20 protein-coding genes are annotated in these 20602 nt (G+C 62.7%); 8 read left to right on the top strand and 12 right to left on the bottom strand.

Features of this window, described 5'->3' with window-relative positions; translation table 11 throughout:
* Nucleotides 1-62: 62 nt before the first annotated feature.
* Nucleotides 63-719: a hypothetical protein gene (locus SA496_RS05620; protein ID WP_120652245.1), complete on the bottom strand. Its 657-nt coding sequence runs from the start codon at nucleotides 717-719 to the stop codon at nucleotides 63-65.
* 684 nt (nucleotides 720-1403) lie between these two features.
* On the opposite strand from SA496_RS05620, the gene SA496_RS05625 reads away from it, so the two are divergent.
* Nucleotides 1404-1832 carry a hypothetical protein gene (locus SA496_RS05625; protein WP_153917774.1) on the top strand — a complete coding sequence of 143 codons (429 nt, stop codon included), beginning with the start codon at nucleotides 1404-1406 and terminating at the stop codon, nucleotides 1830-1832.
* Between the two features lie 72 nt (nucleotides 1833-1904).
* Here SA496_RS05625 and SA496_RS05630 read toward each other — a convergent pair whose 3' ends face one another.
* Nucleotides 1905-2741, bottom strand: coding sequence for a hypothetical protein (locus tag SA496_RS05630; protein ID WP_330115145.1), 837 nt, complete (start codon nucleotides 2739-2741; stop codon nucleotides 1905-1907).
* Between the two features lie 558 nt (nucleotides 2742-3299).
* Here SA496_RS05630 and SA496_RS05635 point away from each other — a divergent pair.
* Nucleotides 3300-3665: a hypothetical protein gene (locus SA496_RS05635; RefSeq protein WP_153917778.1), complete on the top strand. Its 366-nt coding sequence runs from the start codon at nucleotides 3300-3302 to the stop codon at nucleotides 3663-3665.
* Between the two features lie 73 nt (nucleotides 3666-3738).
* Here the strand turns inward: SA496_RS05635 and SA496_RS05640 are convergent, their stop codons facing one another.
* From SA496_RS05640 to SA496_RS05650, 3 genes are all read right to left on the bottom strand, one after another.
* Nucleotides 3739-3951, bottom strand: a complete 213-nt coding sequence (locus SA496_RS05640) for a DUF4287 domain-containing protein (RefSeq protein WP_120652235.1) — start codon at nucleotides 3949-3951, stop codon at nucleotides 3739-3741.
* 171 nt (nucleotides 3952-4122) lie between these two features.
* Nucleotides 4123-4404, bottom strand: coding sequence for a peptidylprolyl isomerase (locus SA496_RS05645; RefSeq protein ID WP_120652233.1), 282 nt, complete (start codon nucleotides 4402-4404; stop codon nucleotides 4123-4125).
* A gap of 438 nt (nucleotides 4405-4842) precedes the next feature.
* Nucleotides 4843-5730, bottom strand: coding sequence for a LysR substrate-binding domain-containing protein (locus SA496_RS05650; RefSeq protein ID WP_153917780.1), 888 nt, complete (start codon nucleotides 5728-5730; stop codon nucleotides 4843-4845).
* A 186-nt stretch (nucleotides 5731-5916) separates the two neighbouring features.
* On the opposite strand from SA496_RS05650, the gene SA496_RS05655 reads away from it, so the two are divergent.
* The 6 genes from SA496_RS05655 (at nucleotide 5917) to SA496_RS05680 (ending at nucleotide 12606) form a co-directional block, all read left to right on the top strand.
* Nucleotides 5917-7380, top strand: coding sequence for an aldehyde dehydrogenase family protein (locus SA496_RS05655; protein WP_330115146.1), 1464 nt, complete (start codon nucleotides 5917-5919; stop codon nucleotides 7378-7380).
* 342 nt (nucleotides 7381-7722) lie between these two features.
* On the top strand, nucleotides 7723-8826 hold the full coding sequence (locus SA496_RS05660) for an ABC transporter substrate-binding protein (RefSeq protein ID WP_120652230.1): 1104 nt from the start codon (nucleotides 7723-7725) through the stop codon (nucleotides 8824-8826).
* 95 nt (nucleotides 8827-8921) lie between these two features.
* Nucleotides 8922-9830 (top strand): ABC transporter permease, encoded by a 909-nt coding sequence (locus SA496_RS05665; RefSeq protein WP_330115147.1) that lies wholly within the window; start codon nucleotides 8922-8924, stop codon nucleotides 9828-9830.
* Nucleotides 9827-10672, top strand: coding sequence for an ABC transporter permease (locus tag SA496_RS05670; protein WP_120652227.1), 846 nt, complete (start codon nucleotides 9827-9829; stop codon nucleotides 10670-10672). The genes SA496_RS05665 and SA496_RS05670 overlap by 4 nt, the downstream gene beginning before the upstream one ends.
* 13 nt (nucleotides 10673-10685) lie before the next feature.
* A complete protein-coding gene (locus SA496_RS05675; protein WP_120652225.1) occupies nucleotides 10686-11741 on the top strand; it encodes an ABC transporter ATP-binding protein in 1056 nt (351 codons plus the stop codon).
* Nucleotides 11742-11823: 82 nt separating this feature from the next.
* A complete protein-coding gene (locus SA496_RS05680; protein WP_120652223.1) occupies nucleotides 11824-12606 on the top strand; it encodes an SDR family oxidoreductase in 783 nt (260 codons plus the stop codon).
* A 111-nt stretch (nucleotides 12607-12717) separates the two neighbouring features.
* Here the strand turns inward: SA496_RS05680 and SA496_RS05685 are convergent, their stop codons facing one another.
* The 7 genes from SA496_RS05685 to SA496_RS05715 form a co-directional block, all read right to left on the bottom strand.
* Complete coding sequence (locus SA496_RS05685) at nucleotides 12718-14331, bottom strand: FMN-binding glutamate synthase family protein (protein WP_120652221.1); 1614 nt, start codon at nucleotides 14329-14331, stop codon at nucleotides 12718-12720.
* Between the two features lie 268 nt (nucleotides 14332-14599).
* Nucleotides 14600-15088 carry a phage infection protein gene (locus SA496_RS05690; RefSeq protein WP_330115148.1) on the bottom strand — a complete coding sequence of 163 codons (489 nt, stop codon included), beginning with the start codon at nucleotides 15086-15088 and terminating at the stop codon, nucleotides 14600-14602.
* 363 nt (nucleotides 15089-15451) lie between these two features.
* Nucleotides 15452-16153 (bottom strand): ABC transporter ATP-binding protein, encoded by a 702-nt coding sequence (locus SA496_RS05695; RefSeq protein ID WP_120652217.1) that lies wholly within the window; start codon nucleotides 16151-16153, stop codon nucleotides 15452-15454.
* Between the two features lie 3 nt (nucleotides 16154-16156).
* The gene (gene livG, locus SA496_RS05700; RefSeq protein WP_330115149.1) at nucleotides 16157-16924 is read right to left on the bottom strand and encodes a high-affinity branched-chain amino acid ABC transporter ATP-binding protein LivG; all 768 of its coding nucleotides are present in this window, start codon (nucleotides 16922-16924) and stop codon (nucleotides 16157-16159) included.
* Complete coding sequence (locus tag SA496_RS05705; protein ID WP_120652214.1) at nucleotides 16921-18177, bottom strand: high-affinity branched-chain amino acid ABC transporter permease LivM; 1257 nt, start codon at nucleotides 18175-18177, stop codon at nucleotides 16921-16923. Before SA496_RS05705 ends, livG begins: the two co-directional genes overlap by 4 nt.
* Nucleotides 18174-19097, bottom strand: coding sequence for a high-affinity branched-chain amino acid ABC transporter permease LivH (livH, locus tag SA496_RS05710; protein ID WP_120652212.1), 924 nt, complete (start codon nucleotides 19095-19097; stop codon nucleotides 18174-18176). Before livH ends, SA496_RS05705 begins: the two co-directional genes overlap by 4 nt.
* A gap of 115 nt (nucleotides 19098-19212) precedes the next feature.
* Nucleotides 19213-20334, bottom strand: a complete 1122-nt coding sequence (locus SA496_RS05715) for a branched-chain amino acid ABC transporter substrate-binding protein (RefSeq protein WP_153917784.1) — start codon at nucleotides 20332-20334, stop codon at nucleotides 19213-19215.
* Nucleotides 20335-20602 lie beyond the last annotated feature (268 nt).

Below are 20602 nucleotides of genomic sequence, written 5' to 3' on the forward strand. Positions count from 1 at the left end.
CAGGGGCCTGATTGGCCCCTGCGGCTTTTTCAATAAGGTCGGGCGTCCTTGCCCGCCCACGCTCAGCAGGTAGCGAGCGCGGGGGTCATTCCAGCCGGAGCGCGAGTGGCGGTCCGGTTGGCGGCCCACTTCACCAGCAGGCTCATCGCGACGAAGCCGAGGCAGATGAGTACCGGGTAGGCGACCATGATTTCGGTCAGGGAGTATTTCCAGCTCAGCGGACGGGCGATACCCAGCATCGCGCCATAGAACCAGGACACCCCGGAAACGACACCCGAGAACAGCGCGAGGCTACGGGCATTGATGTCGAGCTTGAGCAGGCTGCCGGCCTTGTCCATCGCAGGCATCACCACGCTGTGCAGTACCCAGCCGTTGAGGGTCAGCAGCGCGACGACCAGGATCTTGGCCTGCAGTTTCGGGTTGAGGAAGTACATCGCGCCCTTCTGCGAGTAATCCAGCGCCAGGATGCCGATACCGGTGACCCAGAGCGCCGCCAGTGCGAGCAGCACGGTCTTCTTCAGCGCATGCAAATGTTCTTTGTCGGCAGCAGTTGAGTCACGGCCCTGGAACAGTTGCTTGATCATGGCGATATCGCTGGTCAGCACCATGCCGATGGCCACGCAGCAAGCGATGAGGTGGGCGTAGACCACGCCCATGCGAGTCAGCTCCATGGTTGCCGGCTGTTGGAACAGGGAAGCAACAAGATGAAAAAGCTCCATGGTTTACCTCTTTCTAACGATTTGAGCGGCTGTACTGATGCAACAGCGGCATTGGAATTATGGATTCGAGTGTTCGCCGTTAACCGCGAACGAGGGCCTACCATTGGCCTTTTTCAGGGACGAAAAATCCCCCGTACATGAACTCTCATGCACTGTGGAGTCGTTCCGAATTTATGTAGAAGTCAGGCGCGCCATCAGTGGTGTTGATGGCAAGTCGTGTCCTGATCGCCGGGGCATAATAATCGCAACATCCGGTTTTTGTTCAAAAAACGATCAAAACCCCGACCGGCGGCAGCGCGGGCGACGGTTATAACAGCCCTACGAAAAGTGAGGGATCGCCTCTAAACCGGTGTTTTCCGATGCACCCGAAACCCCTCTGGACACCGGCGAAATTTCCAATGTGGATGGATGTCAAATTGGTCACAAGGTGGCTTATTTGTCACTTGCGTTCGCCGGCAGGATGTGGCGGCGCGACGCGATATCCATCAATTCGCAGCCCGGAAAATTGAGCTTCGTGTCGACACCAAATGGTGGGTAGGAGGAGCGTTCGACCTGTTGGCAGCCTCCCATAGGCTGCATGGCCAAAACGCCCAAGCAGCTAGTCTTGCATTTCTGCGGTCTCCCGCCGCATTGCGCCCATCTTGGTGCACCGCCAACATCAGGCTTCGATTCCGGAGGCTCAATATGGAAGACAACGGATGGTTGCTGTTGGCTGCTGCGGGCACCTTGCTCGCCGCCGCCCTGCATTTCGGCTGCATCGTTTTCGGTTCAGCCTGGTACGACGCCATGGGGGCCGGTGAAAGGATGGTCCGCCTGTCGCGCGAGGGCCGGTGGCAGCCGACCCTGATCACCGGCGCGATCACCCTCGTGCTCGTGATCTGGGCGCTGTACGCACTGGCCGGTGCAGGCATGCTCCCCGCCCTGCCGGCTGCCCGCTTCGTATTGTTCGCGATCACTGTCGTCCTGCTGTTGCGCGGGGTGGCAGGCCTGGCCATTGCCCGGTTCAGACCCGGCTACAACGGTGCCCGCTTCTGGATCGTCAGTTCGGCGACTTGCCTGATGCTCGGCGGGCTGTACCTGACCGGGACCCTTCAGGCCTGGCCTCGGCTGTAGGTGCAAGCCGAATCCGGTAAACCCCTCACTTTTCCGCCCGCCTCACAACTGGTGGCGTCCAAGTGCTGCGTTTCATTCACGATGGTTGGCGTTCGACGCCATGACCCGCTGATACATCCGCATCATGAAACCCAACTCGAATGCCGCCCTGGCCCGCTCGCCGCGCCACTGGCTGCGTCCCTCCGCCAATGCCGCCCAAGGCGTCGCGTTCGCGCCCTGCGCAAGACAGGCTTCGGCTGTTGCCATCCCGGCCAACACTGTCTGCCGATGCTCCCAGCGCCAGCCAGCCAGAGGCAGTTCCCGGTAATGCTCAGTCGCTGGAATACGACGACTGATGGGCCGTTGCAGGGCCTCCAGCAATGCCTGGTCCTCCTCGGCAACCTGCGCCGACAGCTCGATCATCTGGTAGGCATCCAGCAGCAGGTGTTGCAGGTACCGCAGGTAGGGCTCTCCATCGGCCCGGCTCTCGGGCGTGAGCGCCGCGAGCAGGCTGTCGACGGCTGCGCTGGCTTGCACCAATCGATAGCAGCCCAACTCTCGAAAGTCCCCCGGAGGCGAACATGCGTTCACCTCCTGCACCTGCTCGCTGAAGTCGGAAAGCAGCGGAAAGTAGGCGGTACGGCTCACGTCGCCGCCTCCCTGGCCCGGTTTGATTACCCGCTCATGCGCAGCCTCGTAGAGCGACCGCGCATCTCCCAGCAACAAACCCACCGCAAAGGACAACCGCGCGGCCTCACGCTGCACGAAATCGCCGTTCTCCGCTTGCTCCACCAGTTGCAACAGATCCAGCGCTGCGGACATGCGCTGGTGGGCGGTTTCGAACAGGTGGGCATGACTGACGCCGGCGTTGAAGAACATCACGTCGGAATAGGGCTGGGAGGGAGGAGCAAAGGTCTTGAAGTCAGGCATGGCGCACCTCCAGGGCGGAGGTGGTAATTCGGGAGGTGGCGCGGAGGTGCGCGTGGGTAAAAGGTGGGTATCTGCTATCCATGGCAAGCACCTTGGTTGGGCCGTCGTTACCTGCCTGCAACCTTCCTACGGGTTGGGTGGCAGGGCCGTGCAAGGGTAGGAATACCGGCAACCAAGAACCGGATAGGCCAGGAGGCCTCCTCGCACGGCCCGCCATAGGTGTACTGGACAGCTTCAACGCCTGTTCCAGCAGCCATGTCGCGACCGTGTCTTGATTGAGTTCCGGGTTCCTACGCCCAGGTCACGGGATTGACCGTGACGAGGCGGGACTCTAAGCGGCGCGTTTGTAGGCGCTCAAGGCTAAATGTCTGTGGGAAATTTCTCTGTAGGACGGCGGGCTAGGCGCACAGGAAAGGCTGTAGGAAATGGCCTTCACCGTACGTCGCCGGGGTCAGGTCCGCCGACGCAAGGTAGTGTCCGGCCCGGATTGAAACTGGTCAAAAACTATACTGGGAGTGCGGGGGTGAAACGTGGGGGGACCATGCAGGAGGGCTCGCCATGCGTATCCTCAAACCGTTCATCTTCTTCTTGGCTTGCGCTGCCAGCGGGCTGGCCCTCGCTCAGCAACCCTGGCCAACCCCCAGCAGTTCTGGCGAAACCCTGCTTGCCTGGAATGGTGGCGGCCACGGCGGTGGCAAGCACTTCAAGGGCAACCGCCACGGCTATGGCCACAAACACTTCTACCGTCACCGCGCCTACCACAACCACGGCCCGCGCGTTATCTACGCCCCCCGCTACTACGGTGGCTACTACCTGGGCGAACGGCCCTATTACTACCAACACTACGGCAGCCCACGGATCGTGATTCAGTATTACGACCCGAGGCTGGGGATATTCATCGGGTCGGACATCGGGGGGTATTGAGCTCATACCTGAACTGCTGGTCGGCACCCGCTGGCCAGCAAGTCGTAAAGCGCGGAAATTTCGTTCGCTGAAGTTACTTCGCGGCAGCCAGGTAATGCGCAACCAGCGCATTGGCATGCCCGTGGCCCATGCCATGTTCAGCCTTGAGCCAGGCCACCATCTCCATGTGCTTCTTTCCGTTCACCGTTTCCAGCAGATTCAGCCAGTGGGCAATCGGCTGTCCGTATTTCTTTTCGATGGAGGGGAAGTACGAGGCCGGTCCTTTTACCTTGGTGTCTTCCGACATGGTGAAACTCCTTTGAATGTTTTCGGGCGTAACTACGTTAGTTCAGGACTGAACGTGCCGCTGGAAACATGACCGGGCCACTTGCTGATCGAGGCAGGAGGAGAACGATGCGGGGGGCGGGGGAGAGCGGAGAGAGAGTGGGCGCCACCGAATGGCGGCGCCTTGGAACCATCAGTCCTGGCGGCTGGTGACTTCCAGCAGGTGATATCCGAACTGGGTTTTCACCGGGCCTTGCACGACGTTCAGCGGGGCGCTGAATACGACGGTGTCGAATTCCTTGACCATCTGGCCACGGCCGAAGGAGCCGAGGTTGCCGCCATCGCGGCTGGAGGGGCAGGTGGAGTGTTGTTTGGCGATTTCAGCGAAATCGGCGCCGCCTTCGATAGCAGCTTTGAGTTCATTGCACTTGGCTTCGGTGGAAACCAGGATGTGGCGGGCGGTGGCGCGTGCCATGGTGGGTACTCCTCATAACATTGAGGGGGCAGAGCCTAGCGGAATTGGCGGCTGATTCAAGGTGCTTGGTCGGGGGTGGGGAGTGGATAGGTCGATCCTGCGGATCGATTGGCGAATGAATTCGCCCCCACAGGTTGCTTCCCCCACCCCCGGCCCCTCTCACGGAGGGAGAGGGGCCGGGGGGAGTTGGCCGGACCCCGGTCAGGCGAAGGCGAAGTCGTCTCCCGGGGTGCCGGGGAATGTAGCTATGGGTCAACCCTCCCATTGTTAGTGGAAAGAGCAAACCTGTAAGGCTGGTGGGTGGCTGGAGTGGGCGGACACCCGGTGCTGCGCCGGGCGGGCAAGCGATATGGCGCTTCATGTCAACGCGCCCAATGGGTTCGGGCGTTGGTGCTCGGCATGTGCTCTTTTACGGTGCGGCGGCTTTGGCATGCCTTGTTATGTTTGCCCGGCTTGAGCCTCGGCGACCAGCCAGTCCACCAGTTCGAGCAGCTGCGGGCTGGGCGCCGGGCGCTCGGGGTAGACCATGAAGTAGGCGCCGCCGGTGGGGACCTTGAGGTCGAAGGGCGCCACCAGACGGCCGGTAGCGAGGTCTTCGCCGATCAGCGCCCAGTCGCCCAGGGCTACGCCATTGCCTTGGGTGGCGACGGACAGGGCCAGGTCGAGGGTGTCGAAGTGGTGCCCGCTCCCAAGTTTGTCGAGGGTGGCTCCGGCGGCCAGAAGCCAGGTTTTCCAGTCCTGGTCATCACGGGTGGGGTGAAGCAGGGTGTGCAGCGCCAGGTCGGCGGTGCTGGCCAGTGGTATGGGGCCATCCATCAACTGCTGGGAGCACACGGGCGTGAGCTGTTCATCGAACAGGTGGTGGGCGACCTGGGCGCTGCCGGGCTGGGTGCCGTAGATCACCGCGGCGTCGAATTCTTCCCGGCGAAAATCCACGCCATATTGCACGGTGGTGGTCAGCTCCACCGGCACGTCCGGGCGCTCTGCCTGCCAGCGCATAAGGCGCGGCAGGAGCCAGCGCATTACGCAGGTGGGGGCCTTGAGTTGCAGGGCTTCGCGCTTTGCGCCGACTTGTTCGACGGCCTCGTCGATCAGGATGAAGACCTGCTGAATGCGCGGCAGTAGCTCTCGCCCTTGGGTGGTGAGGCTGAGCCCGCGCGCCTGGCGTTGGAACAGTGGGTAACCCAGATGGCTTTCCAGCCCGGAAATCTGCCGACTCACGGCGCCCTGCGTGAGGTGCAGCAGTTCGGCTGCACGGGTGAAGTTGCAGCATTGGGCAGTGACCAGGAAGGTGTGCAGCGCAGGCAGGGGTGGGAGGCGTTTCATCAGGGCAGCCATGACGTGAGGACATGGCAAGTATGACGAATTTTGCCTTGTCATGGCCGCCGCCCGACGGGTCCAATTACGCATCCTACCTGCCCCAGCTCTTGCTGCCGCGCATTCAGCGGCAAGGCGCTCACTGTCACCCGCGCCGATTGCAGGTTCGGCGGCCAGAATCGACGGAATTACGCAATGCAGAACACTCTCCCGACCTACACCGAAACCCTCGCAGGCGTTTACATCGATGGTCAGTGGCTGACCGGTGGCGCCGAACTGGCGGTGATAAACCCGGCCACCGAAGCTCCACTGGCGACTATCGGCAGCGGTGATGCCACCAGTGTCGAGCTGGCTGTACAGGCCGCCAGCAAAGCCTTCCCAGCCTGGGCCCGCAGCAGCGGTGCCGAGCGCGGTGCTGTGCTGCGCCGTATTGCCGAGGGCGTGCGGCAACGCCGCGAAACCCTGATTCAGCTGCAGTCCGCCAACAACGGCAAACCGCTTTTCGAAGCTGCCATCGATGTTGATGACGTGATCGGCACTTTCGAGTACTACGCCGGCCTCGCGGAGGGTCTTGATGCCCAGCAGGACCGCCCGGTTGAGCTGCCCACCGAAGACTTCGCCGCACGACTGCGCCGCGAACCCTATGGCGTGGTGGGCCTGATCGTGCCGTGGAACTTCCCCATGGTGACCACCGCCTGGAAACTCGCCCCGGCCCTGGCCGCCGGTTGCACCGTGGTGCTCAAGCCCTCTGAAGTGACGCCGCTGCCGGAACTGGAACTGGCGCGCATCATCCACGAAGCCGGCCTGCCGGCTGGCGTGCTCAACATTGTGTGCGGCACTGGCCTGGTGGTTGGCGCGCCGCTGTCGTCCCATCCGAAGGTGGCCAAGGTGTCCTTCACCGGAAGCAATGCCGTGGGTGTGCAAGTGATGCAGCGTGCGGCGGAAACCGTGAAGGGCGTCAGCCTGGAACTGGGCGGCAAGTCGTCGCTGCTGGTGTTGCAGGACGCCGACCTGGAGCTGGCCGTGGAATTGGCGTGTGGCGGTGCCTTCTTCAACGCGGGCCAGATGTGCTCGGCTACCAGCCGCGTGCTGGTCGCCGCTCCCCTGATGGCGGATTTCCTGGCGCAGGTGCAGGCTCGCGCCGAGGCCACCAAGGTGGGTGACCCCTTCAGTGAGGATGTGGAGATGGGTGCCCTGGTGAACCAGGCGCAATACCAGCGCGTGCGTGGCCATATCGAGCGCGGCATCGCGTCCGGTGCGCGCCTGGTGTGCGGTGGCGAGCGTCCGGCGGAGCTTGCGCGCGGTTACTTCCTGCGGCCTACCGTGTTTGCCGATGTACCGCGAGACAGCGCCCTGTGGAACGAGGAAATCTTCGGCCCGGTGCTCTGCGTACGCAGCTTCGCCACCGAGGAGGAGGCTATCGAACTGGCCAACGATAGCGAGTTCGGCCTGGTGGCCAGCGTGGTGAGCCGCGACCTTGATGCCGCCGAGCGCGTGGCCAATGCCCTGCAGGCCGGCATGGTGTGGATCAACTCGCCGCAGGTGATCTTCCCGCAGACCGCATGGGGTGGTTACAAGCAGAGCAGCATCGGCCGCGAGCTCGGCCCGTGGGGGCTCTCCGCCTTCCAGGAAATCAAGCACGTGGTGCGGGCGGTCTGACACCTGCCTTCGTTGCGGGAACGATTTCGATCGCGAATGAATTCGCTGTGCCTTCCCCTGTAGGGGCGATTTCAATCGCCGATCAGGCCGAAGGCACTGCCCCACAGTGGGTTGAGAGGCCGCTGCGAACCCCATCGCGAATGAATTCGCCCCCAAAACGACCCGCATGAAACCCAACAAGGCCGCCCTCGGGCGGCTTTGTCATGTCTGCTCTCCAGCCATGCATGGAAGACATGGCTCCGATGACGAATTTTCGATTGTTGCGCTATGCGGTGCGCCGCAGGATGACCGCGCCGGGCACTTCGCTGCCGCAGCTCCATACAAGAACAAGAGGAGTCCTCAATGGGCGAGCATGATCTGAGCAGAAGAAATTTCATCAAGACGGTGGGTGTCGCTTCGGTGGCCGCCGCCACCCTTTCGATGCCCTTCATCCGGGCCAGCGCCAGCGATACCCGCTTCCAGGGCAAGACCCTGCGACTGCTGACCTGGTCGGACGACACCGGGCTTGCGGCATTGCGCAATATCGCGGCCACCTTCGAGGCCAAGACCGGCGCCAAGGTGATCGCCGACCGCACCGGCAGCACCTCGGAAATGGTCGCCAAGCTGAAGGCCGGTGGTGATCGCCCGCAGTACGACATCATCACCCTCGCCGGGGTAGGTGCCGAAGGCCTGGCCAGTGCCGGGCTGCTGGAGAAGCCTGACCTCAACCGCATTCCCAACCTCAAGGATGTGCCCGCCCAGTACCAGACTGGCGCCAACGGCCACGGCATCGGTTACCTGCTGTGGTGCAACAGCCTGGTGTACAACACGCGCACCGTGAAGGACGTGCCGGACAGCTACGCCGCGCTCTGGGACCCGACCTACGAAGGCCGTCTGTTCCTGCCGCCGCCGAACTGGACCGAGGCCATGGACCTGATCATCATCGCGGCCAAGCTGGCCGGTGGTGATGTGCATAACATCGAACCGGGCTTCAAGAAGCTGGAAGAGCTGAAGGACCGCGTGATGACCCTGGGGGAGAACCCCAACCAGATCGCCGAGCTGTTCCGCACCAACTCCCTTGACATGGGCGGCCTCTACGCCCCGGCCTTCTTCCCCAAGCAGATCCGCGATCCCGCCTACAGCCTGGGCGCCACCTTCGGCATGAAGGAAGGCTTCTACACCGACCTGATGCTCTCGGTCATGCCCAAGCACCGTCCGGGTGATACCGACCTGGCTTACGCTTTCCTCGACCATTCGCTGGACCCGCTGGTGCAGGGCAAGATGGCCGAAGACATCTTCAATGGTCCGGTCAACTCCAAGGCGATCATCTCCGCCGAGGCGCGCAAGAGCCCCTTCATCCTTACGCCGGAGCAGATCGCAGAGAAGGCGATCATGCACGACAACGCCTTCCTCGCCACAGTCCACGACCAGTGGATTCGCCGCTACACGGAAATCTTCTCTTCCTGATGCAGCCACGGCGCCTGCCGTGAGTCGCGCCGGGCGGGTGGCTTTTGGCCGCCCGCCCGGGCGCGTGGTTTCCCTGTTCTGACGAGATGAGCGAAATGGAACACATTGATCTGACCGAACCGGTCGGCGCGGCACCGCTGCCTCCGGCGAAGGCGGTTTCCCCTACTGTTCGGGCCTGGCTCTTCCTTACCCCTTCAATGCTCTTTCTGGCCGTGCTGGTGGCCGCCAGCTTGCTGGTGCTGCGCATGAGCATCGGGGATAAGGGGGCCGAGTGGAGCGGGTTCAGCCTGGCCAGCTATGCCCAACTGGCTGAGCCCTACTATCTGAAGTCCCTGTTGCTGACCCTGCGCCTGGCGCTGTTCAGCGCGCTGATCGCGGTGGCCCTGGCGATTCCGGTGGGCTATTGCATGTCGCGTTTGCAGTCGCCTTTCCTGCGCCGGGTGTTCCTGGCCGCGGTGCTCCTGCCGTTGCTGGTGAACCTGCTGCTGCAAAGCTACGGCTGGCTGGTGATCCTCGGTCCGGCTGGCATGCTCAACCAGGCCCTGATGGGGCTGGGGCTGATCGACCGGCCGGTGATGCTGCTCTACAACCAGACCGGCGTGTTGATGGGGCTGGTGCAGACGGCTTTCCCGCTGGCGGTGCTGCCGATCGCCAGCGCCATGCGCGGCGTGTCGCGCACCTACGAAGAGGCTGCCGCGACCCTGGGCGCCAGCCGCGTGCGGGTGTTCTGCCAGGTGGTATTGCCGATGAGCCTGCCGGGCATCTTCACCGGCGCCACGCTGGTGTTCGCTTACAACGCCAGCAGCTTCGTGGTGCCGCTGCTGCTCGGTGGGCGGCGCGTGCCGATGCTGGCGGTGATGGTGCATGACCAGATCGCGCCGCTGATGAACTGGCCCGCGGCCTCCGCCGCTGGCGTGGTGCTGATCGTCACCACCTTGGCAATCATGACCTTCTCCGAGTACGTCACTGGCCGTCGCCGCCGCATGCTGGAGGCTTCGCAATGAGCAATCCGTTCCGTTCCCACGCAGCGCTTCCGGGGGAAACCGGCCGCTTCGCGATGATCCTCTCCGGCGTGATCCTGCTGCTGGCGGTGCTGCCGATCCTGACCATGATCGTGATGTCCTTCAGCGGCGCGTCGAACCTTGACTTCCCGCCGTCGAGCTACAGCCTGCAATGGTACGAAGCAGCCTGGCGCACCTTCGTCTCGCCTGATGCCAGTGATGTGCTGAGCCTGGGCCAGGCGCTGACCACCAGCCTGCTGGTGTCCTGCCTGACCATGGTGCTGGCCACCCTGGTCGCGGTGCCGGCGTCCTACGCGCTGACCCGCTGCGAGTTCCGTGGCAAGGCCGTGGCGCTGCAGCTGATGTCGCTGCCCCTGGTGTTCCCCATGGTGGTACTGGGGCTGGCTCTTTTGCTGGTGTTCGACAGCCTGCCGTTCCACATGGATACCTCGCGGCTGGTGATCGCCCACGTGATCCTCGCGCTGCCCTTCGTAGTGAAGAATTGCACGGCGGCCATGGTTTCCATCGGCACCGAAGTGGAGGAGGCCGCGCAGATGCTCGGCGCGTCGCCGCTGCGAGCGATCCGGGATGTGGTGGTGCCGTTGATGCGCTCGGGCATCCTGGCCGGGATGCTGCTGGCCTTCATCGTGTCGTTCAACGAGTTCACCGTTACCTACTTCCTCTACAACATCGATGTGATGACTGTGCCGATCTGGATGTACAGCCGCACCGTGTCGTCCCTCGATCCCACCGTATTTTCCTTTGCCGTGCTGATCGTGCTGATCGACTTCGCCCTGATCTGGGCGCTTGAGAAGCTGGTTGGCGATGGCGGCGTGTCTTTCTGAGTCGAGGTGAAGCATGTCTGGACTGATTCTGCAAAATGTCGAAAAACGCTACGGCTCCATTTGCGCCGTGACCGACGTCAACCTGCACCTGCCGGAGGGCAAGCTGGTGTGCTTCCTCGGCCCCTCGGGCTGCGGCAAGACCACCCTGCTGCGAATGATCGCCGGCCTGGAGAGCCTGAGTTCCGGGCATATCCACCTGGATGGCCAGGACATCGGCTACACGCCGGCGCACCAGCGCAACTTCGGCATGGTGTTCCAGTCACTGGCGTTGTTCCCGCACATGACGGTCGGCGAGAACATTGCCTACCCGCTGCGCCTGCGCAATGTGCCCAAGGCTGAGCAGCAGGCGAGGGTGGCCGAGCTGCTGCAGATGATCCAGTTGCAGCAAATGGTCGACCGGCCGGTGTCTCGGCTTTCCGGTGGGCAGCGCCAGCGCGTGGCCATCGCCCGCGCCATCGCCTCGCACCCCAAGCTGCTGTTGCTGGATGAACCCTTGTCGGCGCTGGACGCCAAGCTGCGCGAGTCGATGCAGATCGAGATTCGCCAGCTGCAACAGCGGCTGAACATCACCACCATCATGGTCACCCACGACCAGCGTGAAGCCATGACCATGGCCGACATAGTGGTGGTGCTGGGCGAGCATCGGGTGCAGCAGGTGGGCACGCCGATCGAGATCTACCGCAATCCGGCCAATGAGTTCGTCGCCGACTTCATCGGCACCGGCAACATCTTTGCGGCCACTGCCCTGGGCAGCGGGCGAGTCGGCCTACCCGGCGGCGCAGCGATCCAGGCGCCGATCTGCAACAGCATCCAGGCCGGTGCGCCGATCAAGCTGCTGGTGCGCCCGGAGGACCTGCAGCTGTCGGCACCCCAGGCCGGCGGCGCCAACAGCGTGCCGGGTACGGTGACCTTCGTACGGGACATCGGTGCCACCATCGAGACCACGGTGGAGTGCTCCGGCGTTTCCCTCACCGCGCTGACCACGCCTTGCCAGGACATCGGCCTGGCCATTGGCAATCCGGTGTCGGTGACCATTCCAGAGCATGCCTGCCGGGTGCTTTCGGCATGAGTCAGCAGGCTTCGGCTGCGCATTGGCCTGCACCGCTTCCAGGCGCACACTGGCGGGTGAATCTGGAAGTGGAGTACTGACCATGGACCTTCAACTTGAAAACCGCAGCGCCCTCGTGTGCGGTGGCAGCTCCGGGTTGGGCTTCGGCGTGGCCGAGGCCTTGGCCAGGGAAGGCGTGCGGGTCTGCCTGCTGGCGCGCAACCTGTCCAAGCTGGAACTGGCGGTGGAGCGTATCCGCAAGGCGGGCGGCGAAGCCCAGGCGGTGGCGGTTGACCTGAACGACCTGGGCGCTGTGGACATGGCCATCGAACAGATAGTGGCGGCTGTCGGCGCACCGGACATCCTGATCGCCAACAACGGTGGGCCGCCGCCGGTCAACGCGGTGGATTTCGATCCGTCGCTCTGGCATCGCCAGCTGGATGCCATGTTGCTGAGCACCATGGCGCTGGTGAACGCTTTCCTCCCCGGCATGCGCCAGCGACGGTTCGGCCGCATCCTGATGATTTCGTCCACCAGTGTGGTGGAGCCCATTCCTGGCCTGGTGCTGTCCAGCGCCTTACGCAGCGCCTTGGCCAATTGGGGCAAGACGCTATCGGCAGAAGTGGCCGCCGATGGCGTGACGGTGAATACCCTGATGCCCGGTTCGTTCTGGACCGAGCGCACCGAAACCCTGCTGTTGCGCGCCGCAGAGCGCAGCGGCACGTCGGTATCCAGCCTCATGGCCGAGGAGCAGGCGGCGATTCCGGTGGGCCGCTATGGCGCGGCGGAGGAGTTCGGTGCGATGGCCGCGTTCCTGGCCAGTCCCTTGGCCAGCTATGTGACCGGAACGCTGATTCCGGTCGATGGCGGCGTGCTGAAAGGTTGATTGGGTAGGCCTTCGGCCGGCTTGATTAATGAATTCGCCCCTACACGAGGCACGTCCATTCCTGTAGGGGCGATTTCAATCGCCAAGGGCCGCGAAGCGGCCCCACAATTCTCACCACGCGCACGACGGCTCGAAGCTGTCGGCCCGCGCCATATCCCACATGCGTTCGTAGAAGTCCGCCTCGATCTTTTCCTTGAGCAGGTCGCCTGGATTGAGGAAAAGGTGAATCTGCGAGAACAGGCGGATTTCCTTGTCCGAAACGCGTCGCACCAGGTGGCGGGGTTCCAACTGGTTGGGGTGATCCAGGCCGGCGGCCGCGAGCATTTCGGCCAGGGCTTTCAAGGTATTGCGGTGGAACATCTGCACCCGCTGTGCCTTGTCTGGCACCACCAGGGCGCGCTGGCGCAGCTTGTCCTGGGTGGCGACGCCGGTGGGGCATTTATTGGTGTGGCAGGACTGCGACTGGATGCAGCCAATGGCGAACATGAAGCCGCGTGCGGAGTTGGCCCAGTCGGCGCCTATGGCCAGCACGCTGGCGATGTCGAAGGCGCTGATGATCTTGCCGCTGGCGCCGAGCTTGATCTTGTCTCGCAGGTTCAGTCCCACCAGGGTGTTGTGCACGAACAACAGCCCTTCACGCAGCGGCACGCCGATGTGGTCGGTGAATTCCAGAGGCGCCGCACCCGTGCCGCCTTCCTTGCCGTCGACGACGATGAAGTCGGGGAGGATGCCGGTTTCCAGCATGGCCTTGGCGATGCCCATGAACTCCCAGGGGTGCCCCAGGCAGAACTTGAAGCCCACTGGCTTGCCGCCCGAAAGCTCTCGCAGTTTCGCGATGAACTGCATCATTTCGATGGGGGTGGAGAAGGCGCTATGGCGTGAGGGGGAGACGCAATCTTCGCCCATGGGCACGCCCCGGGTGAGGGAGATTTCCTCGGTGACCTTGTGCTTGGGCAGTATGCCGCCGTGCCCTGGCTTGGCGCCCTGGCTGAGCTTGATTTCGATCATCCGTACCTGCGGACTGCGCGCCTGGGTTGCGAAACGCTCCGGGTCGAACTGGCCGTCGCTGGTGCGGCAACCGAAGTAGCCACTGCCCAGTTCCCAGACGAGGTCGCCACCGTTCTCACGGTGGTAGGGGCTGATGCTGCCTTCGCCGGTGTCGTGATAGAAGTTGCCGAGCTTGGCGCCACGGTTGAGTGCGCGGATGGCGTTGGCGCTGAGCGAACCGAAGCTCATGGCCGAAACGTTGAAGACCGAGGCCGAGTAGGGCTGGGTGCATTGGGGCCCGCCGACCACCACACGGAAGCTGGACGGGTCACTGAGCGGCGCCGGGCGCATGGAGTGGCCGATGAATTCGTAGCCGGCGCGGTAGACGTCGATCAGGGTGCCGAAGGGCTTGTCGCCGCCTTCGTTCTTGGCGCGCGCATAGACCAGCGAGCGCTGGGCGCGGGAGAACGGCAGGCGGTCGTCGTCGGCTTCCAGCAAGTACTGGCGGATCTCCGGGCGGATGCCCTCGACCAGGTAGCGGATGTTGCCGAGGATCGGGTAGTTGCGCCGCACGGCGTGGCGCGATTGAAGTAGGTCGAACACCCCCAGCGCGCTAAGTGCCGCACCCAGTAAGGTGAAAGGCCATACCCATTCGTGACCGATGAAGGGCAGGCTGAAGAGAGTGAACAGGACGCAGAAGGTGAAGAAGGCGTAGCGGCTCAGCAGCGAAAGGCTCATGCGGACTCCTTGATTGCAGGTACCGGCACAGCGTAGTGCGAATGCGCGGTAATTGCCTTGCCGGGGCTCAAGGACAAGACCTTAATCGATGTAGGTTGGTGCTGAGCCTGCGAAGCCCAACGATTCGGGATTCCGCTGGCTTCTTGTGTTGGGCCTCGCTGCGCTCGACCAGCGTGACCCGGACCAACCTACGCATTGCATTCACTTGCTCCCAAAAACGAAAAGCCCGGCATCTGCCGGGCTTTGAGGGTTCGAAGCGAGTTTTTGATCAGCTTACGCGCTGGGCTTGCAGCAGACGGTCGGCACCACCTTCGGCAACGCGGAAGGCATTGGTGCGATCGGAGCCGCTTTCGGCGATGCGGTTGGCACCAGTGCGGTCGGAACCACCTTCGGCGATGCGGTTGGCACCAGTGCGGTCGGAGCCACCTTCGGCGACGCGGTTGGCACCGGTACGGTCGGAGCCACCTTCGGCGACGCGGAAGGAATTGGTGCGGTCGGAGCCGCCTTCGGCGATGCGGTTGGCGCCAGTGCGGTCGGAGCCGCCTTCGGCGATGCGGTTGGCGCCGGTACGGTCGGAGCCACCTTCGGCGATGCGGTTGGCACCGGTACGGTCGGAGCCGCCTTCAGCAACGCGGTCCAGGACCATGAAGCTGCCTTCAGCGGCAACCGGGTCGATGGCCTGGGAGGAGGACTGCAGAGCGAAAACAGAGCTGCTCAGGGTGGCGATGAACAGTGCGGCGATGGCTTGAGTTTTCATGATCTGGGCTCCTCGAAGGGGGGGCTGGAAACTGGGTACGGAGCCAATCTTACGGATGGGGGGGTGATTAAAAAGTGATCACGCCCGATAGCGATCATTAACGCCATTGATGGTTGATTAAATTTATAAATATCAATGACTTGTGTTGTTTTGTGTCGCTCTCGAAGCAATCGGGTTCTGTTCGGCGCGTCCACAAGGGGTTAGGCAGCAGCAGGGGGCTTGGGTAGGTTGGTGCAGGGCCTGCGAAGCCTAACGATTCGGGATTCCTGATCCTATGTTTGTACGGCTTGCAGTCGCGAATGCTCCCGAATGCCGGAAAAAGAAAACGGCCCGCGAGGGGCCGTTTCTTGTACCGCGAAGTCGTCAGCCGCCGAGGTAGGCGTCGCGGACCTTGGGGTCGTTGAGCAGGTCGTCGCCGCTACCCTGCATGACGATGTGGCCGTTCTCCAGCACATATCCACGGTCGGCCAGCTTGAGCGCCTGATTGGCGTTCTGTTCCACCAGGAAGATGGTCACGCCGTCCTTACGCAGCTGTTCGATGATGTCGAAGATCTGCTGGATGATGATCGGTGCCAGACCCAGCGAAGGCTCGTCGAGCAGCAGCAGCTTGGGCTTGCTCATCAGCGCGCGGCCGATGGCGAGCATCTGCTGTTCGCCGCCGGACATGGTGCCGGCGCGCTGCTCGAAGCGTTCTTTCAGGCGCGGGAACAGGTGCAGCACCTTGTCCATCTGCTCCTGGAAGTCGCCCTTGGCGGTGAAGAAGCCGCCCATGGCCAGGTTTTCTTCGACGGTCAGGCGGGCGAACACGCGGCGACCTTCCGGCACGACGGCGATGCTCTTGCGCATGATGTCGCAGGATTCCTGGCCAACGAGTTCTTCGCCTTCAAAGCGAATGCTGCCGCTGGCCGCGCGCGGCGAGCCGCACAGGGTCATCAGCAGGGTCGACTTGCCGGCACCGTTGGCACCGATCAGGGTGACGATCTCGCCCTTTTTCACATCCATGCTGACGCTGTGCAGCGCCTGGATCTTGCCGTAGAAGGTGGAAACCTTGTCGAAAGTAAGCATGGCTCAGGCCTCCCCCAGATAGGCTTTGATCACGTCGGGGTTGTTGCGGATCTGCTCCGGCGTGCCGTCGGCCAGGGGGGTGCCCTGGTTGATCACGTAGATGTGGTCGGAAATGCTCATCACCAGCTTCATGTCGTGCTCGATCAGCAGCACGGTCACGTTGTGCTCGTTACGCAGCATGGCGATCAGCGCCTTGAGGTCGTCGGTCTCACGTGGGTTGAGGCCGGCGGCTGGCTCGTCGAGCATGAGGATGCGCGGGCGGGTCATCATGCAGCGGGCGATTTCCAGGCGGCGTTGCTGACCGTAGGCCAGGGTGCCGGCCGGGCGGTTGGCGACTTCGGTCAGGTTGACCTTTTCCAGCCAGTGGGCGGCGTAGTCCATGGCCTCGCGTTCACTCTTGCGGAAGCTCGGAGTCTTCAGCAGGCCAGCGAGGAAGTTGGTGTTGAGGTGGCGGTGCTGGGCGACCAGCAGGTTTTCCACCGCCGTCATTTCCTTGAACAGGCGTACGTTCTGGAAGGTCCGCACCACACCTTTGCGGGCGATCTTGTGGCCCGGCAGGGCTTCGATCTGCTCGCCATCCAGACGGATGCTGCCGGAGGTCGGCTGGTAGAAACCGGTCAGGCAGTTGAACACGGTGGTCTTGCCGGCGCCGTTCGGGCCGATCATGGAGACGACTTGTTTTTCCTGTACGGTCAGCCCCACCCCGTTGACGGCCAGCAGACCGCCGAAGCGCATGGTGAGACCGCTTACTTCGAGAATCGGGCGGCTCATTGTTTCAGCTCCAGGTGGGGACGTTGCATCGGCAGCAGACCTTGCGGGCGCCAGATCATCATCAGCACCATCAGAGCGCCGAACATGAGCATCCGGTACTCGCTGAACTCACGCATGAGTTCGGGGAGCAGGATCATCACGATGGCCGCAAGGATTACGCCCAACTGGGAGCCCAGGCCACCGAGCACCACGATGGCGAGGATGGTCGCCGACTCGATGAAGGTGAAGGACTCAGGCGTCACCAGGCCCTGGCGCGCGGCGAAGAAGCTGCCGGCAAAGCCTGCGAAGCAGGCGCCCAGGGTAAAGGCGGAGAGCTTGATCACGGTGGGGTTCATGCCCAGCGCGCGGCAGGCGATCTCGTCCTCGCGCAGGGCTTCCCAGGCGCGGCCCAGCGGCATGCGCAGCAGGCGGTTGATCACGAACAGGGTCAGCAGCACCAGCAGCAGGGCGATCAGGTAGAGGAAGACCACCTTGTTCACCGAGTTGTAGGCGAAACCGAAGTACTCGTGGAAGGTCTGCAGGCCTTCTTCGGCACGGCGCTCGAACGACAGGCCGAACAGGGTTGGCTTGTCGATGTTGCTGATGCCATTGGGGCCGCCGGTCAGCTCGGTCATGTTACGCAGCAGGATACGAATGATCTCGCCGAAGCCGAGGGTCACGATGGCCAGGTAGTCTCCGCGCAGGCGCAGTACCGGGAAGCCGAGGATGAAGCCGAAGAAGGCCGCCATCAGGCCGGCGATCGGCAAGCACACCCAGAAGCCCAGGCCGTAGTAGTGCGAGAGCAGCGCGTAGCTGTAGGCGCCGACGGCGTAGAAACCGACGTAGCCCAGGTCCAGCAGACCTGCCAGGCCGACCACGATGTTCAGGCCAAGGCCGAGCATCACGTAGATCAGGATCAGAGTGGCGATGTCGACTGCACCGCGCGAACCGAAGAACGGCCAGACCAGGGCCAGGACGATCAGGCCGAGAATGAACCAGCGCTGGGTCGAGGGCAGGGTCAGGAAGTTGCTGGTCTTCTTCGACATGCCCGGCAGCTTGGGCGCAGCAGCCCAGGCGCCCTGGACTTTTTCACGCATCAGTTGCCAGAAGAACATGGCCACGGCGCACGCCGCGATGGCCAGCAGGGTGGGGGTGTCGGCACCGGTGACCACCAGGCCCACGCCAACGACGCTGAGTTTCAGGCCGAGGATGGGGTAGGCGACGGCCAGCACCAGGAGGGCGCTGAAGAACGCCGTTTTGAGTCGAGTGTTCATACCTTCTCCACCTCCGGACGGCCAAGGATGCCAGTCGGCCGGAACAACAGGACCAGAACCAGCAGGCTGAAGGCCACGACGTCCTTGTACTGGTCGCCGAAGATGTCGGCGCCGAAGGCTTCGGCTACACCCAGCACCAGACCACCGAGCATGGCGCCCGGAATACTGCCGATGCCACCCAGCACGGCTGCGGTGAAGGCCTTGATACCGGCGAGGAAGCCGATATGCGGGTTGATCACGCCGTATTGCATGCCCAGCAGCACCGCGGCCACGGCGGCCAGGGTGGCGCCGATGACGAAGGTCAGGGCGATGATGTTGTTGGTGTTGATGCCCAGCAGGTTGGCCATGCGGATGTCTTCAGCGCAGGCGCGGCAGGCACGGCCCAGGCGCGAACGGGAGATGAACAGCGTGAGACCGTACATGACCAGGAAGGTGACGACGAAGATCAGGATCTGCATGTAGGAGATCACCACGCCATTCATGGTGCTCTCGCCGAACACGAAGTTGCCCGGAATCAGGTTGGGGATGGCCTTGTCCTTGGAGTCCTGAGTCAGCAGTACTTCGTTCTGGAGGAAGATCGACATGCCGATCGCGGAGATCAGCGGGATCAGGCGGTTGCTGCCGCGAAGGGGGCGGTAGGCGACCCGTTCGATGCTGTAACCGTAAGCGCTTGCAACGATGATGCTCGCGGCGAAGGCCGCGACGATGACGATCGGAAGGCTTTCCAGACCGAGCATGGTGAGCCCGGCAATCACGATGAAGGCTACGTACGAGCCAATCATGTAGACCTCGCCATGGGCGAAGTTGATCATGCCGATGATGCCGTAGACCATGGTGTAGCCGATGGCGATCAGGGCATAAGTGCTGCCAACGGTGAGACCGTTAACCAGCTGTTGCAGATAGTGGTAGAGATCAGGCATTCCCTAACTCCTCGGGCATCACGAAAAGCGGCGCTTGTGGCGCAGCGGAGCCCGTAAAACACGGATAAACAAAGCCCACTGCCTAAGCAGTGGGCTTTGCGTTCAGGCGGGAAGCTTATTTAGCTTCGGTTTTGGTGCCGTCCTTGTGCCACTCGTACACCACGAAGCTGAAGTCCTTCAGATCGCCCTTCTCGTCGAAGGCCAGGTTGCCGGTCGGGGTTGCGAAGGAGTTGGCGCGCAGGGCGGCAGCTACCTTGGCGGTGTCGTCTTCGCCGGCTTTCTTGATGCCTTCGGCAATTACTTGTACCGCGGCGTAGGCCGGGAACACGAACGGACCGCTCGGGTCTTCGTTCTTGGCCTTGAAGGCGTCTACCAGGGCCTGGTTCTTCGGATCCTGGTCGAAGGACTTCGGCAGGGTTACCAGCAGACCTTCGGAAGCCGGGCCAGCGATGGCGGAGAGCTCCTTGTTGCCCACGCCTTCCGGACCCATGAAGCGTACTTTCAGACCTTTTTCAGCCGACTGACGCAGCAGCAGGCCGAGTTCCGGGTGGTAGCCGCCGTAGTAGACGAAGTCCACACCGGCCTGCTTCAGCTTGGAAACGATGGTGGAGAAGTCCTTGTCGCCGGCGTTGATGCCTTCGAACAGGGCGACTTTCACGCCTTTGCTTTCCAGGGTCTGCTTGACGGCAGTGGCGATGCCTTCGCCGTACTGCTGCTTGTCGTGGATGACGGCAACGGTCTTCGGCTTGACGTGATCGGCAATGAAGTTGCCGGCGGTCGGGCCTTGCAGGCTGTCCAGGCCGATGGTGCGGAATACCAGTTGGTAGCCACGGGAGGTGATGTCCGGGCTGGTGGAAGCCGCGGTGATCATCAGGATGCCTTCGTCTTCGTAGATGTCGGACGCGGGCTGGGTGGAGCTGGAGCAGAGGTGGCCAACTACGTAATGGATACCGTCGTTGACAATCTTGTTGGCTACGGCAACAGCCTGTTTCGGATCGCAAGCGTCGTCATAGACCACGCCTTCGAGCTGAGAGCCGTTCACCCCGCCGGCCTTGTTGATCTGCTCGATCGCCATCTTGGCGCCGATGAACTGCATCTCACCGTACTGGGCAACCGCACCGGTCACCGGGCCAGCCAGGGCGATCTTGATGGTGTCAGCTGCTACGGAGTAGCTGGCGACACCGGCGAGAGCCATGGCGGCGAACAGTTTGGAAATCTGCTTGGTAGCCTTATTCATAGTGCTCCACTCTTGTGTTTTCGTTGTTGTTGTCCTGTTTGCCGAAGCTACGGGACAAGGTATTGCACCCCGCCAACATGCCCCGGCAACTGTACCGGAACAGTGTAGATTGCTGATTTGCGGCTTGAAAAGTCGGGTTTTGATGGCGGAATGATCTTGTGTCGCTTAATTGAAACAAACGTATAGAAATACGGCGTGTCTCGTGCGCGGCTGGCATCGTCAGGCAGGGCTTGTCTGAAAGTTGCTCGACGCTATCATTGCGCCCCCC

Origin of the sequence: Pseudomonas sp. JS3066 (genome assembly GCF_036328175.1) — a bacterium.
GTDB lineage: Bacteria > Pseudomonadota > Gammaproteobacteria > Pseudomonadales > Pseudomonadaceae > Metapseudomonas.